Annotated in this window: 14 protein-coding genes, 1 pseudogene and 1 riboswitch; of the genes and pseudogenes, 11 read left to right on the top strand and 4 right to left on the bottom strand. The window is 72.0% G+C overall.

The window, feature by feature from the left end; genetic code table 11:
- Positions 1 to 94 precede the first annotated feature (94 nt).
- The 11 genes from tsf (at position 95) to ACIQR3_RS36080 (ending at position 10,459) form a co-directional block, all read left to right on the top strand.
- Positions 95 to 931, top strand: coding sequence for a translation elongation factor Ts (tsf, locus tag ACIQR3_RS36130; protein ID WP_403545526.1), 837 nt, complete (start codon positions 95 to 97; stop codon positions 929 to 931).
- A 175-nt stretch (positions 932 to 1,106) separates the two neighbouring features.
- The gene (gene pyrH / locus ACIQR3_RS36125; RefSeq protein ID WP_403545524.1) at positions 1,107 to 1,868 is read left to right on the top strand and encodes a UMP kinase; all 762 of its coding nucleotides are present in this window, start codon (positions 1,107 to 1,109) and stop codon (positions 1,866 to 1,868) included.
- 129 nt (positions 1,869 to 1,997) lie between these two features.
- Positions 1,998 to 2,555 carry a ribosome recycling factor gene (gene frr, locus ACIQR3_RS36120; protein ID WP_215164522.1) on the top strand — a complete coding sequence of 186 codons (558 nt, stop codon included), beginning with the start codon at positions 1,998 to 2,000 and terminating at the stop codon, positions 2,553 to 2,555.
- Positions 2,555 to 3,643, top strand: coding sequence for a phosphatidate cytidylyltransferase (locus ACIQR3_RS36115; protein WP_403545522.1), 1,089 nt, complete (start codon positions 2,555 to 2,557; stop codon positions 3,641 to 3,643). Before frr ends, ACIQR3_RS36115 begins: the two co-directional genes overlap by 1 nt.
- A gap of 76 nt (positions 3,644 to 3,719) precedes the next feature.
- Complete coding sequence (locus ACIQR3_RS36110; protein ID WP_403545521.1) at positions 3,720 to 3,881, top strand: hypothetical protein; 162 nt, start codon at positions 3,720 to 3,722, stop codon at positions 3,879 to 3,881.
- Positions 3,882 to 3,919: 38 nt separating this feature from the next.
- Positions 3,920 to 4,459 carry a hypothetical protein gene (locus ACIQR3_RS36105; protein ID WP_403545519.1) on the top strand — a complete coding sequence of 180 codons (540 nt, stop codon included), beginning with the start codon at positions 3,920 to 3,922 and terminating at the stop codon, positions 4,457 to 4,459.
- A 20-nt stretch (positions 4,460 to 4,479) separates the two neighbouring features.
- Entirely contained in the window at positions 4,480 to 5,586 is a 1,107-nt protein-coding gene (gene rlmN, locus ACIQR3_RS36100) for a 23S rRNA (adenine(2503)-C(2))-methyltransferase RlmN (RefSeq protein WP_403545517.1), read from the top strand.
- 36 nt (positions 5,587 to 5,622) lie between these two features.
- Positions 5,623 to 5,728: riboswitch (TPP riboswitch) on the top strand.
- Between the two features lie 81 nt (positions 5,729 to 5,809).
- Positions 5,810 to 6,925 (top strand): thiamine ABC transporter substrate binding subunit, encoded by a 1,116-nt coding sequence (locus tag ACIQR3_RS36095; protein WP_403545516.1) that lies wholly within the window; start codon positions 5,810 to 5,812, stop codon positions 6,923 to 6,925.
- Positions 6,926 to 6,963: 38 nt separating this feature from the next.
- Positions 6,964 to 8,562 carry an ABC transporter permease gene (locus ACIQR3_RS36090; RefSeq protein WP_403545561.1) on the top strand — a complete coding sequence of 533 codons (1,599 nt, stop codon included), beginning with the start codon at positions 6,964 to 6,966 and terminating at the stop codon, positions 8,560 to 8,562.
- Between the two features lie 2 nt (positions 8,563 to 8,564).
- Positions 8,565 to 9,635 carry an ABC transporter ATP-binding protein gene (locus ACIQR3_RS36085; RefSeq protein ID WP_403545514.1) on the top strand — a complete coding sequence of 357 codons (1,071 nt, stop codon included), beginning with the start codon at positions 8,565 to 8,567 and terminating at the stop codon, positions 9,633 to 9,635.
- A 23-nt stretch (positions 9,636 to 9,658) separates the two neighbouring features.
- Entirely contained in the window at positions 9,659 to 10,459 is an 801-nt protein-coding gene (locus ACIQR3_RS36080) for a maleylpyruvate isomerase family mycothiol-dependent enzyme (protein ID WP_403545512.1), read from the top strand.
- A gap of 141 nt (positions 10,460 to 10,600) precedes the next feature.
- Here the strand turns inward: ACIQR3_RS36080 and ACIQR3_RS36075 are convergent, their stop codons facing one another.
- The 4 genes and pseudogenes from ACIQR3_RS36075 to ACIQR3_RS36060 all read right to left on the bottom strand — a co-directional run.
- Positions 10,601 to 11,311 carry an LAETG motif-containing sortase-dependent surface protein gene (locus tag ACIQR3_RS36075; RefSeq protein WP_403545559.1) on the bottom strand — a complete coding sequence of 237 codons (711 nt, stop codon included), beginning with the start codon at positions 11,309 to 11,311 and terminating at the stop codon, positions 10,601 to 10,603.
- 162 nt (positions 11,312 to 11,473) lie between these two features.
- On the bottom strand, positions 11,474 to 12,601 hold the full coding sequence (locus ACIQR3_RS36070) for an LOG family protein (RefSeq protein ID WP_403545511.1): 1,128 nt from the start codon (positions 12,599 to 12,601) through the stop codon (positions 11,474 to 11,476).
- 26 nt (positions 12,602 to 12,627) lie between these two features.
- Positions 12,628 to 13,035 (bottom strand): VOC family protein, encoded by a 408-nt coding sequence (locus ACIQR3_RS36065; RefSeq protein ID WP_403545509.1) that lies wholly within the window; start codon positions 13,033 to 13,035, stop codon positions 12,628 to 12,630.
- Positions 13,036 to 13,161: 126 nt separating this feature from the next.
- Positions 13,162 to 14,162: pseudogene (locus ACIQR3_RS36060) on the bottom strand (hypothetical protein); the annotation flags it as partial.

The raw sequence follows: 14,162 nt of genomic DNA, 5'->3' as shown, positions 1-14,162 counted from the left end.
CCTCACACCCTTCGGGTTCTGGACGGCGGGGGCCCACGAAGCCCCCGCCGTTTCGGCCCGTAGATCTTCAGACTTCGAGAGAGATTCCTGAATCATGGCGAACTACACCGCCGCCGACGTCAAGAAGCTCCGTGAGCTCACGGGCGCCGGCATGATGGACTGCAAGAAGGCGCTGGACGAGGCCGAGGGCAGCGTCGAGAAGGCCGTCGAGGCGCTCCGCATCAAGGGCCAGAAGGGCGTCGCCAAGCGCGAGGGCCGCTCCGCCGAGAACGGCGCCGTGGTCTCGATCATCGCCGACGACAACTCCTCCGGCGTCCTCGTCGAGCTGAAGTGCGAGACGGACTTCGTCGCCAAGGGTGACAAGTTCCAGGCCGTCGCCACCGCGATCGCCGAGCACGTCGCCAAGACCTCCCCGGCCGACCTCCAGGCCCTGCTCGCCTCCGAGATCGAGGCCGGCAAGACCGTGCAGGCGTACGTCGACGAGGCCAACGCCAACCTCGGCGAGAAGATCGTCCTGGACCGCTTCGCGCAGTTCACCGACGGCTACGTCACCGCCTACATGCACCGCACCATGCCCGACCTGCCCCCGCAGATCGGTGTCCTGGTCGAGCTGGACAAGCCGAACGCCGAGATCGCCAAGGGCGTCGCCCAGCACATCGCCGCGTTCGCGCCGAAGTACCTCTCCAAGGAGGACGTGCCGGCCGAGGTCGTCGAGTCCGAGCGTCGCATCGCCGAGGAGACCACCCGCGCCGAGGGCAAGCCCGAGGCCGCCCTGCCGAAGATCGTCGAGGGTCGCCTCAACGGCTTCTTCAAGGACGCCACGCTGCTCGGCCAGCCGTACGCGCTGGACAACAAGAAGTCGGTCCAGAAGGTCCTGGACGAGGCCGGTGTCACCCTGAAGCGCTTCTCACGCATCAAGGTCGGCATCTGAGTCCGCACCGCGACGGACGCCCGGCCCCGGTAGGGTCGGCAGCAGTCGTCCGCGCACCCGCGCGTCGCGGACGACAGCAGATCTGACGAGGAGGCCATTGCCGCGCAGGGATGAACCCACCCCCCGGCAATGGCCTCCTTCGTATGTGTGACCCACGTAAAGAGGCGAGATCTCCATGACCACCACCAAGGCCGAGAAGAGCGACGACGGCAAAGTGAGCGGCCGGTTTCTGCTGAAGCTGTCCGGGGAGGCCTTCTCCGGCGGCGGGGGCCTGGGCGTCGACCCCGACGTGGTGCACGCCATCGCGCGCGAGATCGCCGCCGTCGTCCGGGACGGCGCGCAGATCGCGATCGTCATCGGCGGCGGGAACTTCTTCCGCGGCGCCGAACTCCAGGTGCGCGGCATGGACCGCGCCCGCTCCGACTACATGGGCATGCTCGGCACCGTGATGAACTGCCTCGCCCTCCAGGACTTCCTGGAGAAGGAGGGCGTCGACTGCCGCGTGCAGACCGCCATCACCATGGGGCAGGTCGCCGAGCCGTACATCCCGCTGCGCGCCGTGCGCCACCTGGAGAAGGGCCGCGTGGTCATCTTCGGCGCCGGTATGGGCATGCCGTACTTCTCCACCGACACCACGGCCGCCCAGCGCGCCCTGGAGATCGACGCCGAGGCGCTGCTCATGGGCAAGAACGGGGTGGACGGGGTCTACGACTCCGACCCCAAGACCAACCCGGACGCGGTGAAGTTCGACGCCCTCGGCTACGGCGAGGTCATCACCCGGGACCTGAAGGTCGCCGACGCCACGGCGGTCACGCTCTGCCGTGACAACAAGCTCCCGATCGTGGTCTTCGAACTCCTGAAGGAGGGCAATATCGCCCGCGCCGTCAAGGGTGAGAAGATCGGCACGCTCGTGGGGGACCAGGACAGCCGTGCCTGACCCCCTGGCCGGGGGATGGACAATGTCCTGCCGGTCGGGAACCGTGCAGGAAGAAGACGCGACGCAGCCGGCCGCCGCCCCTCGTGGGGAGCAGCGGCCGGGCCTACTCAAGACACGCAGGAGCAAGTGGTGATCGAAGAGAGCCTCCTCGAAGCCGAGGAGAAGATGGAGAAGGCCGTCGTGGTCGCCAAGGAGGACTTCGCCGCGATCCGCACCGGCCGTGCGCACCCGGCGATGTTCAACAAGATCGTGGCCGACTACTACGGCGCGCCGACGCCGATCAATCAGCTGGCCTCGTTCTCCGTGCCCGAGCCGCGGATGGCCGTGGTCACGCCGTTCGACAAGACCGCCCTGCGCAACATCGAGCAGGCGATCCGTGACTCCGACCTCGGCGTCAACCCGAGCAACGACGGCAACATCATCCGCGTGGTGTTCCCGGAGCTGACCGAGGAGCGCCGCCGCGAGTACATCAAGGTGGCCCGGGGCAAGGGCGAGGACGCCAAGGTCTCCATCCGCTCCGTGCGCCGCAAGGCCAAGGACGCCATCGACAAGCTGGTCAAGGACGGCGAGGTCGGCGAGGACGAGGGCCGCCGCGCGGAGAAGGAACTCGACGACACCACCGCGAAGTACGTCGCCCAGGTGGACGAGCTCCTCAAGCACAAGGAAGCGGAGCTGCTCGAGGTCTGATGAACGACTCTTCCTGGGGGGCGCCGCCACAAGCCGGGTACTGGGGGCCGTCCGAGCGGGGACCTGTCCAGGGGGCTGCCCCGGCGGGTCCCGCCTACGATGCGCAGTACGCGCAGCAGACTCGCCCCATGCCCATCGTGCCCGACGTACCCGACTTCGGCGGAGACCAGGATGACGACCGGGGGGCCGCGCGGCCGGGTGGACCCCCGATCCGACAGGAACCCCAGTCCATGCAGGACGCCGCACCGCAACCGGCGCCCCCGCCGCAGAAGAAGAGCGCGGGGCGCGACCTGGGTGCGGCGATAGGGGTGGCTCTCGGGCTCGGCGTGGTGATCGTCGCGTCGCTGTTCTTCGTCAAGGCCGTGTTCGTGGGCGTCGTCGTCGTCGCCGTCGTGGTCGGGCTGTGGGAGCTGACCAAGCGGCTCGACGAGCGCAAGGGCATCCACGCGCCGCTCGTCCCGCTGGCGGTCGGCGGCGCGGCGATGGTGATCGCCGGCTATGTGTGGGGTGCCGACGGCGCGTGGGTCGCCATGGCGCTGACCGCGCTCGCCGTCCTCGTCTGGCGGATGGCGCGGCCACCGCAGGACTACCTGCGGGACGTCACGGCGGGCGTCTTCGCGGCGTTCTACGTGCCGTTCCTGGCCACGTTCGTCGCCATGATGCTGACGGCGGACGACGGTGCATGGCGGGTGCTCACCTTCCTGATACTGACGGTCGTCAGCGACACCGGCGCCTACGCGGTCGGCTGGCGCTTCGGCAAGCGGAAGCTCGCGCCGCGCATCAGCCCCGGCAAGACCCGCGAGGGCCTGGCCGGAGCGGTGGCCTTCGCGATGGCCGCGGGCGCGCTGTGCGTGCACTTCCTGATCGACGGCGGTGCCTGGTGGCAGGGCCTGCTCCTGGGCCTGGCCGTCGCGGTCAGCGCCACGCTGGGCGACCTCGGCGAGTCGATGATCAAGCGCGACCTCGGCATCAAGGACATGGGCACCCTGCTGCCGGGCCACGGCGGCATCATGGACCGCCTGGACTCGCTGCTGCCCACGGCGCCGGTGGCCTGGCTGCTGCTGGTGATCTTCGTCGGGAGCGGCTGACCGCTGCCGCCGCCGCGCTCGGGCCCCGTACCTCCTGGAGGACGGGGCCCGTCGCCGTTGCCCTACCCTGCGGTGCGTGGACGATCTCCTGGGACACGGACCGGCGGACGACCGGGCGTACGAGGACGCCTACCGCACCTGGCGGTCGTCGCTGACGACGCTGCTGGCGGATGCCGCGCGGCTGGCGCGGTGGCAGGAGCGCCGGTACCGGTTCGCCCACCGGGTGGGTCCCTGCTGACCGAGGAGTACGGGGACAGCCCCGCCACCGTCGGCGCGGTGCTCTACGGAGTCTTCGCCTCCGGCACGGGGCTCTGCTACGTGGGGCAGACCCAGGAGGCCGGGCGCCGGCTGCGTGACCTTCCCGTGGGTGAGAGCCATCACCTCGCCAACACGGTGCCGCCGGAGGTGTGGGAGAGGGTGGTGGTGATCCGCTGGCCGCTGCTGCTCCCCGAGGCTCCGGCGGCCGAGCGGTCGGAGGTCGAGACGATGGGCCCCGAAGTCTGCGGGCTGGCGCTGGAACACGCTCTGCAAGTGGCGACGGCCCCGCCGCTGAACAGCCGTCGGCGGCGGACCTCCGGCGACTGGCAGCCGCGCAACCTCGCGCAGAGCCGCTCCCGCGGTGCGGTCCATGCGCAGCGCATACCGGAACTCGCCCGCCTCACCCTCACCGCCTGGCAGGCTCTCGCAACGGCACGAGCGCCGGAAAGCTCGGCCGTAGTGGCCGACGGGGTCGGACGAGTGGTGTTCCCGGCGGTACTGCACGAGCTGCCCGGCAGCTGCGGGGCGCCGCCGCGTGCCCCGGGGCATGCGAGTTGATCTGCGACACTGGTACAGCCATGCCTAAGCCCGGAGAACTCACTTTCGTCGCCCCGCGCGGAGCCAAGAAGCCGCCGCGGCACCTCGCCGACCTCACGCCCGCCGAGCGCAAGGAGGCGGTCGTCGCGGCCGGTGAGAAGGCGTTTCGGGCCAAGCAGCTGTCGCAGCACTACTTCGCGCGGTACGCGCACGACCCGGAGCAGTGGACCGACATCCCCGCCGGTGCGCGGGAGAAGCTGCGGGAGGCGCTGCTGCCCGAGCTGATGACCGTCGTACGGCATCTGTCGACGGACGAGGGGACCACCCGCAAGACGCTGTGGCGGCTGTTCGACGGGACGCTGGTCGAGTCGGTGCTCATGCGGTACCCGGACCGGGTGACCATGTGCATCAGCTCGCAGGCGGGGTGCGGGATGAACTGCCCGTTCTGCGCGACCGGGCAGGCGGGGCTGGACCGGAACCTGTCGACCGCCGAGATCGTGCACCAGATCGTGGACGGCATGCGGGCGCTGCGGGACGGAGAGGTGCCGGGAGGCCCGGCGCGGCTCAGCAACATCGTGTTCATGGGGATGGGCGAGCCGCTGGCCAACTACAACCGCGTGGTCGGGGCCATCCGGCGGCTCACCGACCCGGAGCCGGACGGTGTCGGGCTGTCGCAGCGCGGGATCACCGTGTCGACGGTCGGTCTCGTGCCGGCCATCCACCGGTTCGCCGACGAGGGCTTCAAGTGCCGGCTCGCGATCTCGCTGCACGCCCCCGACGACGAGCTGCGCGACACCCTCGTGCCGGTCAACACGCGGTGGAAGGTGCGGGAGGTGCTGGACGCCGGGTTCGAGTACGCCGCGCGGTCCGGGCGCCGGCTGTCGATCGAGTACGCGCTGATCCGGGACATCAACGACCAGGCCTGGCGGGGTGACCGGCTCGGGCGGCTGCTCAAGGGCAAGCCGGTGCACGTCAACCTCATCCCGCTGAACCCGACGCCGGGCTCGAAGTGGACCGCCTCGCGGCCCGAGGACGAGAAGGCGTTCGTCGAGGCCATCGCGGCGCATGGTGTGCCGGTGACCATCCGGGACACCCGGGGGCAGGAGATCGACGGGGCGTGCGGCCAGCTCGCCGCGAGCGAGCGGTAACCTGATCGACGTAGGACATCAGAAAAACACATCTTCATATTCCGACAGGGGAGCGCCACAGCGCTGAGAGTGCGGCACCGGCCGCAGACCCTCCGAACCTGGCCCAGGTCATTCTGGGTAGGGAGATCGGTCATCACTCGAGCTGTTGCGCCCTGCCCGGGATCCCGACGAGGGGTTCCGGGCAGGGCCGCGTCTTCTCCTGGTCCACCCCAGGAGGAATTCAGTGAGCATCACCAAGAAGGCCACGGTCCTGGTCGCCGGGCTCGGTCTGGTCACGCTGTCCGCGTGCGGGTCGTCGTCCGGCGACGGGGCGTCCGGCGACACGAAGACCGTGACGCTGGTCAGCCATGACTCGTGGGCCGTGTCCAAGAGCGTCATCGCCGCCTTCGAGAAGCAGTCCGGGTACCGGGTGAAGGTCCTGGAGGACGGCGATGCCGGGCAGGCCGTCAACAAGGCGATCCTGACCAAGGACAACCCGCAGGGCGACGTCCTCTTCGGCGTCGACAACACGCTGCTCTCCCGCGCCCTCGACAACGGCCTGTTCCAGCCGTACGAGGCGAAGGGGCTGGACCGGGTCGACGAGCGGTTCCAGCTCGACGCCGAGCAGCACCGCGTCACGCCCGTCGACTACGGCGACATCTGCGTCAACTACGACAAGGCGTACTTCAGCGAGCACAAGATCGACCCGCCGGCCTCCTTCGCCGACCTGACCGAGCCCGCGTACAAGGACCTCCTCGTCACCGAGAACGCCGGGACCTCCTCGCCGGGGCTGGGCTTCCTGCTCGGGACGGCCGCCGCGTACGGGGATGGGGGCACCTCCCGCTCAAGTGAAGCCGAGAGCGGGGGAGGGTGGCAGGGGTACTGGAAGAAGCTCAAGGCCAACGGAGTCAAGGTCGTCGACGGCTGGGAGCAGGCGTACAACGAGGAGTTCTCCGGGTCCGCCGGGGGCAAGAAGGCCGGCGGGGACCGGCCGCTGGTCGTCTCCTACGCCTCCTCGCCGCCGGTGGAGGTGGTCTACGCCGATCCGCAGCCGAAGACCGCGCCCACGGGTGTGGCGACCGGCACCTGCTTCCGGCAGACCGAGTTCGCCGGGCTGCTGAGCAACGCGAAGAACCCCGAGGGCGGCAAGGCGCTGATCGACTTCCTGATCAGCGAGAAGTTCCAGGAGGACATGCCGCTGAACATGTTCGTCAACCCGGTCGTCGACGGCGCCGAGCTGCCGGCCGTCTACACCGACAACATGCCGGACGTCACCGATCCGCGGACCATGGCCCCGGCGAAGATCGCCGAACACCGGGACGACTGGGTCAAGTCGTGGACCTCGCTCGTACTGAAGTAGCCGTGCGGCGGCGGTCGAACGGGGTGCGGCTCGCCCTGATGGCGGTGCCCGTCGCGTTCTTCGCCGTCTTCTTCGCCTGGCCCGTCGCCGCGATCGTCGGGCGGGGCCTGAAGGACGACGGCGGCTGGCACCTGGGCCGGATCGGGGAGGTGGTCGCCGCCTCCGACGTCCGGCACGTGCTGTGGTTCACCACCTGGCAGGCGCTGGCCTCCACGGCGCTCACGCTGCTGATCGCGCTGCCGGGCGCGTATGTCTTCGCCCGGCTGGAGTTTCCGGGCAAGCAGGTGCTGCGGGCGGTGGTGACGGTGCCGTTCGTGCTGCCGACGGTCGTGGTCGGTACGGCGTTCCTGGCCCTGGTCGGGCGCGGCGGGCTGCTCGACGACCTGTGGGGGGTGCGGCTGGACACCACCGTGTGGGCCATCCTGCTCGCGCACGTCTTCTTCAACTACGCCGTCGTCGTCCGCACCGTCGGCGGTCTGTGGGCGCAGCTCGACCCGCGGCAGGAGGAGGCCGCGCGGATGCTGGGCGCGTCGCCGTTCGGTGCCTGGCGCCGGGTCACCCTGCCGGCGCTGGCGCCCGCCGTGGCCGCCGCCGCGCTGATGGTGTTCCTGTTCACCTTCACCTCCTTCGGTGTCGTGCAGATCCTCGGCGGGCCCACCTTCTCCACCCTGGAGGTGGAGATCTACCGGCAGACCTCGCAGCTCTTCGATCTCTCCACGGCCGCCGTGCTGACGCTGGTCCAGTTCGTCGCGGTCGCCGCGATCCTCGCCGTGCACGCCTGGACGGTGCGGCGGCGGGAGACCGCGCTGAAGCTGGTGGACGCCTCGGTCACCGCGCGCCGGCCGCGCGGCGCCGGGCAGCGGGGGCTGCTGGCCGGGGTGCTGGCCACCGTCGCCGTACTGATCCTGCTGCCGCTGGCCGTGCTGGTGCAGCGGTCGGTGGACGGGGGTTTCGGTTACTACCGGGCGCTCACGCGCGAGGACGGCGGCACCTTCCTCGTCCCGCCGATCGACGCCGTCGGCAACTCCCTCCAGTACGCCGTCGCCGCCACCGCCGTCGCCGTACTCGTCGGCTCGCTGGCCGCCTTCGCGCTGGCCCGCCGGGACGCGGGCCGTCTGGTGCGCGGCTTCGACGCGCTGCTGATGCTGCCGCTCGGGGTGTCGGCGGTGACCGTCGGCTTCGGGTTCCTGATCGCGCTGGACGAGCCGCCGCTGGATCTGCGCTCGTCCTGGATGCTGGTCCCGCTCGCGCAGGCGCTGGTCGGGGTGCCCTTCGTCGTACGGACCATGCTGCCGGTGCTGCGGGCGGTGGACGGACGGCTGCGGGAGGCGGCGGCCGTGCTCGGGGCGTCGCCCTGGCGGGTCTGGCGTGAGGTGGACCTGCCGCTGGTGCGGCGGGCGCTGCTGGTCGCGGCCGGGTTCGCGTTCGCGGTGTCGCTGGGGGAGTTCGGGGCGACGGTGTTCATCGCGCGGCCCGACAACCCGACGCTGCCGGTGGCCGTGGCGCGGCTGCTGGGCCGGCCGGGGGACGTCAACTACGGGCAGGCGATGGCCCTGTCGACGATTCTGATGATCGTGTGCGCGGTGGCGCTGCTGGTCCTCGAACGGCTGCGCACCGACCGGAGTGGGGAGTTCTGAGCATGCTGAGCCTTGAGGGCGCCACCGTCCGCTTCGGTGGGCGGGCCGTGCTGGACGCCGTCGGTCTGACGGTCGCCGAGCACGAGGTGGTGTGTGTGCTCGGGCCCAGCGGCAGCGGCAAGTCGACGCTGCTGCGGGCCGTCGCCGGGCTCCAGCCGCTGGACGCCGGGCGGGTACTGCTCGACGGGCGGGACCAGGCGGGCGTACCCGCGCACCGGCGCGAGGTCGGGCTGATGTTCCAGGACCACCAGCTCTTCCCGCAGCGGGACGTGGCCGGCAACGTCGCCTTCGGGCCCCGGATGCGGGGCGCGTCGCGCGACGAACAGCGGGAGCGGGTCGCGGAGTTGCTGGAACTGGTCGGGCTGCCGAGGGCCGGTCGCCGGTCCGTGGCCGCGCTGTCCGGTGGTGAGCAGCAGCGGGTGGCGCTCGCGCGGGCGCTGGCGGCCCGGCCCCGGCTGCTGATGCTGGACGAGCCGCTCGGCCAGCTCGACCGGTCGCTGCGGGAGCGGCTGGTGGTGGAACTGCGGGAGCTGTTCGGCCGGCTGGGCACGACGGTGCTCGCGGTGACGCACGACCAGGGCGAGGCGTTCGCGCTGGCCGACCGGGTCGTGGTGATGCGCGACGGGCGGATCGCCCAGCAGGGCACGCCGCTCGACGTGTGGCAGCGCCCGGCCGACGCGTTCGTCGCCCGGTTCCTCGGGTTCGACAACGTCGTCGAGGCGACGGTGGCCGGTCAGGCCGCCGACACCCCGTGGGGCAAGGTGCCGGTGCCCGAGGGCAGTGCTCAGGGCACGCGTCCGGTACTGGTCCGGCCGGCCGGTGTCCGGCTGGTCGCCGCCGGTGAGGGGCTGCCCTGCACGGTCGCCGCCCGGACCTTCAAGGGCACCCATGTCGCCGTGCGCCTCCAGCCTGAGGGGGCCGGGAGCCCCGAGGAGTCCGGGAGGCCTGAGGAGTCCGGGAGGCCCGCGGGCGTGCCCCGGCTGGAGGCGGCCTGTGCGCTGCGGGCCGCGCCGGAGATCGGGGAGCGGGTCGGGGTGGAGTTCGACGTGGCGGAAATCGTCGTACTCGGGTGATCACCCGCTCGTAGGGTGAGGGCATGACACTGCTCACACACGACCGTTACTGCGACGAAATCGCCCATCAGGCAGGGCAGTTGGGGGAGCTGCTGACCGCCGGCGCCGACCTGGGCGCCACCGTGCCGACCTGCCCGGAGTGGACCCTGGAGGACCTGGTCCTGCACGTCGGCCGGGCCCTGCGCTGGACGGAGCACACCGTCCGTACCCGCGCGCGGGCGGAGGTCCCCATGAACCAGGTGTCCGGCATCGAGGGGCCCTCGGCCCGGGGCGACGCCGCCGCACTGGCGGAGTGGTTCGCGCGGTCCGCCGCCGCGGTGACCGGCGCGCTGCGGGCGGCCGGGCCGGATGCGTACGCCTGGTCGTGGATGGGGAAGCACGACGCCGCGTTCTGGGCCCGCCGGATGTGCCACGAGCTGATCGTGCACGGCGCGGACGGGGCGCTCGCGGCGGGCCGCGCGCCCGGGGCGGTGGCGCCCGAGGTGGCCGCCGACGCGCTGGACGAGTGGCTGGAGATCGTGGAGTTCGTGCAGCGGGCCCTGCCCGACGGACCGGCGAAGGACCTGCGCGCCCCCGGCCGCAGCATCCAGCTGCACGCCACCGACACCGACCCCGCGCTCGGCGCCGACTGGCTGGTCGGCCTCACGCCCGACGGCGTCACCTGGCGCCGCGGTCACGAGGAGGCGACGGCCGCGGTGCGCGGGCCGCTGGCCTCCGTGCTGTACCTCTTCTACCGGCGGCTGCCGCTGGACGCGCCGGACCTGGAGGTGGTGGGCGACCGGGAGCTGCTGGAGTTCTGGCTGGCGAAGGCGAGCTTCGGCTGACTTGAGGGCCGGCTCGACATCCGGCTCGGCAGTCGACTCGGCAGTCGGCCCGACAGCCGGCCGGGAGCCGGCATGACGGTGGCCCGCCCCCCGGAGAACCGCAACGAAGGGGGACGGGCCACCACCTGTACTGACGTGACGTCAGCTCTCGCTCTTCGCGCCACGGCGGCGCATGCCGAAGAACACCGCGCCACCGCCGACCACGACCAGGGCGGCCGCGACCCCGGCGATCACGCCGGTGTTGGAGTTGGCGCCGGTCTCGGCGAGGTTGGAGTCACCGGCCGCGGGCGACGGAGCGTTGCTCGCGGTGTCCTCCGCCGGAACGGTGGACTCGCTCTCCGAGGCGGCCGGGGTCGACGGAGCCGGAGCCGGGGTCTCGGACTCCTCCTCGGCCGGGGTCGAGGCGGACTCGGACGGCGTCGGAGTCGGGGACTCCTCTTCCTCCTCGCCGCCGCCACAGGCGGTGGCCGGCGTGACGAGGTTCGGCTTGATGTCCTCGTCCACGTACGGCGCGGCCTTGACGTGGATGCGGTACTCGGTGCTCGGCTTCCAGTCCTCGGTGAAGGTGATGGTGGTGCCCTCGCGGGACCCCTTCACCTCCTGCTCGCCGACCTTCTCCTCGCCGCCGTCGCTCTGACGGAAGACGGTGACGACGGCGTTGACGCCACCGGCGTCCACGTCGGTCACGGTGATGACACCCTTGGCGCCGTCGCACGTGGCGTCGGCGCTGAACTCGCCGATGTTGCAGGCGAGTGCGTTGCCGGCGGCGCCGACGGCCAGGGCGACCGCGGCGGTCGCCACACCGAGGGCACGAACGCTACGGCGGGACGCCGCACTTCTGAGTATGGGCAGGGGCACGTTGGTCCTTTACCGGATGCTGGGTGCGGGGGGTTGCCCGGGACCGGTGGTCACACTTTCGCGACACCGCGGCCCCAGGAGACTCACAGGTCTATTGGCAGTACACCGGCAGTGTCAACGTGTGGAGGCCATAAGGACATTGGCTTTGCCCTCTTATTAACCTCGAATAAGTTTCAGTGCCGCCGGGGCGTCCTCGATCCGGTCGACCAGCCTGATCCGCGACTCCATCGACCGCCCCCGGGCCAGCGCCCGCAGCAGCGGCCACGTCGGCAGCCTCTCGGTCCAGTGCGCCTCGTCCACCAGCACCATGGGCGTGGGCTCGCCGCGCGACTCGTAGTAGTTCGGCGTCGCGTTGTCGAAGATCTCCTGTACGGTCCCGGCGGCGCCCGGCAGGAAGACCACCCCCGCGTTGGAGCGGGCCAGCAGGCCGTCCTCGCGGGTGGCGTTGGCGAAGTACTTGGCGATGTGCGCGGCGAAGGCGTTCGGCGGCTCGTGGCCGTAGAACCAGGTCGGGATGCCCACCGAGGCGCCGCCGTCCGGCCAGCGCTCGCGCACCTCGAAGGCGGCCCGCGCCCACTCCTCGATCGACGGCGTGAAGGAGGGGGCCTTGGCGAGCAGCAGCAGCGCCTCCTCCAGCATGGTGTCGGCGAACGGGGCGGCGTAGGCACCCAGGTTGGCCGCCTCCATGGCGCCGGGGCCGCCGCCGGTGGCCACGGTGAAGCCGGCCCGGGCCAGTTCGCGGCCGAGGCGGGCCGCGCCGGCGTACGCCTCGGTGCCGCGCGCCATCGCGTGGCCGCCCATGACGCCCACCACCCGGGCGCCGGCGAGGAGTTCGTCGACCGCGTCGGAGACGGCGTCGTCGTGGACGGCGCGCAGCATGGAGGCGAAGATGTCGCCGTCCGCCTTGGTCCGCTGGAACCAGGCGTAGGCCAGCGCGTCCGGTGTCGTCCCGTAGCCGTCGGACAGACCGGCGTACAGGTCGTCCGGGGAGTAGACGGACGCGCGGTAGGGATCGAAGGGCAGACCGGGCACGGGCGGGAACACCAGGGCCCCGGCGGCGCGTACGGCGGTGGCGGCCTTGTCGTCCATCGGGCAGCCGAGGAAGACGGCGCCGGTGGCCTCCGCGGTCAGGAGCGCGTCCGTACGGTCCGTCAGGTCGACGGCCTGGACGCGGTAGTGCGCGAGGCCCGCGCCGCGGGCGAGGACCTCGTCGAACTCGGCGAGGCTCTCTATCTCACGGTCGTGGGCGGCATGGTACGGCTGGGCGGGTGTCAGGTCATCCACCCGCCCATGCTAGGGGCGGGCGGCTGTCAGCCCTCCACCGCGGCCGGGTCCATCCACACGACCTCCCAGGTGTGGCCGTCGAGGTCGTCGAAGGCGCGGCCGTACATGAAGCCGTGGTCCTGGGTCTCGCCGGTGACCGAGCCGCCGGCCGCGACCGCCTTCTCGACCAGCTCGTCGACCTTCTCGCGGCTCTCGGCGCTCAGCGCGAGCAGCACCTCGCTGCTCTTGCGGGAGTCGATGATGTCCTTCTTCGTGAACACGCCGTACTTCTCCGGGGTGTGCAGCATGACCACGATGGTGTCGCTGAGCGGGATCGAGGCGGTCGAGTCGTCGCTGAACTGGGCGTTGATCGTGTACCCGAGCTCGGTGAAGAACCTCTTGGCGGCGTCGAGGTCGGTGGTGGCCAGGTTCACGAAGATCATCTGCTGATACATGCGGGCCTCTTCCGTCGGTGTCGTGTCGTTCGCAGGAGTAGACCGGAGGCCGGGGGCGAACTCATCGACGTTCGGCAGATTTCTTCGATCTTTTTTGCGAACGGGCCGTCTCACGAACGGGCCGTCTCACGAACGGGCCAGCGGCAGCGCCGCCAGCTCCGCGATCGCCAGCGTCAGCGGACCGAACGCGGCCAGCAGGGCGACGGCGCGCAGCGCGGCGGCACCGCGCAGCACCGTGGCCGGCGCACCGAGCCGCAGCAGCGCTGACGTGGCGTCGGCGCGGGTGTGCTTGGCCTCGACGGCGGTGGTCAGCAAGGTGGCCACCGCGCAGCCCGACACGAGGAGGGCGCCGAGGGTGCTGAGCGGCCCGAACGACGATCCGTCCGCGCCGCGCAGCTCCGCCGCCGCGTACGCCGCCGAGGCGACCGCGCAGACCACGCCCAGGGGGCGGCCGAGACGGTGCGCCTCCTCCATGAGGCCCCGGCCGGCCAGCAGCCGCAGCGCGCCCGGGCGGACCGCCTGGAGCAGGCGCCCGCACAGATGGGTGAGGCCGGGGCCGGCGAGCGCCAGGCCGAGGGCGGTCAGCGCCCAGCCGACGAGCACACCGGCGGCGGGGGCGCCGGTGTCGCCGGTGCGGTCCGCCATGGCCTCCACGGCCAGACCGGCGGCCAGTACGGAGATGCCCCAGGGGAGGGCGGCGGTGGCCGGGCGGGCGTGCGCGGGGGGCTGCGCGGTGCCCGCCGGGCCGGTGACCGGGACGGCTGGGGCGCCGTGGCCCGCTGGGCGGCTGTCCGTGGCGGCCGGGGCGGGGCCTGCTGGGCCGCTGTCCCGGGCGGTCTGCGCGTGGCCTGCCGCCGTGCCGTCGCCTGCGGCGGTCTGCGCGTGGTCTGCCGGGCCGGTGAGGGTGACGGGCTGTGCGGTGCGTGCTGGGCGGCTGTGCGTGGCGGCCGGGGTGGGGCCTGCTGGGCCGCTGTCCCGGGCGGTCTGCGTGCCGGCTGCCGCGCCGTTGCCTGCGGCGGCCGGTGTGTGGGCTGCCGGGCCGGTGAGGGTGACGGGCTGTGCGGTGCGTGCTGGGCGGCTGTGCGTGGCGGCCGGGGTGGGGCCTGCTGGGCCGCTGTCCCGGGCGG

Source organism: Streptomyces sp. NPDC090994 (assembly GCF_044768905.1).
GTDB lineage: Bacteria > Actinomycetota > Actinomycetes > Streptomycetales > Streptomycetaceae > Streptomyces.
Note: the sequence above shows the minus strand (reverse complement) of the source record. Positions and strands in the feature narration are given on the sequence as shown.

What these genes read in the sequence shown, in the direction of transcription:
- tsf (WP_403545526.1), top strand. Translation starts at nt 95, where the DNA reads ATGGCGAACTACACCGCCGCCGACGTCAAGAAGCTCCGTGAGCTCACG.
- pyrH (WP_403545524.1), top strand. Translation starts at nt 1,107, where the DNA reads ATGACCACCACCAAGGCCGAGAAGAGCGACGACGGCAAAGTGAGCGGC.
- ACIQR3_RS36115 (WP_403545522.1), top strand. Translation starts at nt 2,555, where the DNA reads ATGAACGACTCTTCCTGGGGGGCGCCGCCACAAGCCGGGTACTGGGGG.
- rlmN (WP_403545517.1), top strand. Translation starts at nt 4,480, where the DNA reads ATGCCTAAGCCCGGAGAACTCACTTTCGTCGCCCCGCGCGGAGCCAAG.
- ACIQR3_RS36090 (WP_403545561.1), top strand. Translation starts at nt 6,964, where the DNA reads ATGGCGGTGCCCGTCGCGTTCTTCGCCGTCTTCTTCGCCTGGCCCGTC.
- ACIQR3_RS36085 (WP_403545514.1), top strand. Translation starts at nt 8,565, where the DNA reads ATGCTGAGCCTTGAGGGCGCCACCGTCCGCTTCGGTGGGCGGGCCGTG.
- ACIQR3_RS36080 (WP_403545512.1), top strand. Translation starts at nt 9,659, where the DNA reads ATGACACTGCTCACACACGACCGTTACTGCGACGAAATCGCCCATCAG.
- ACIQR3_RS36065 (WP_403545509.1), bottom strand. Translation starts at nt 13,035, where the DNA reads ATGTATCAGCAGATGATCTTCGTGAACCTGGCCACCACCGACCTCGAC.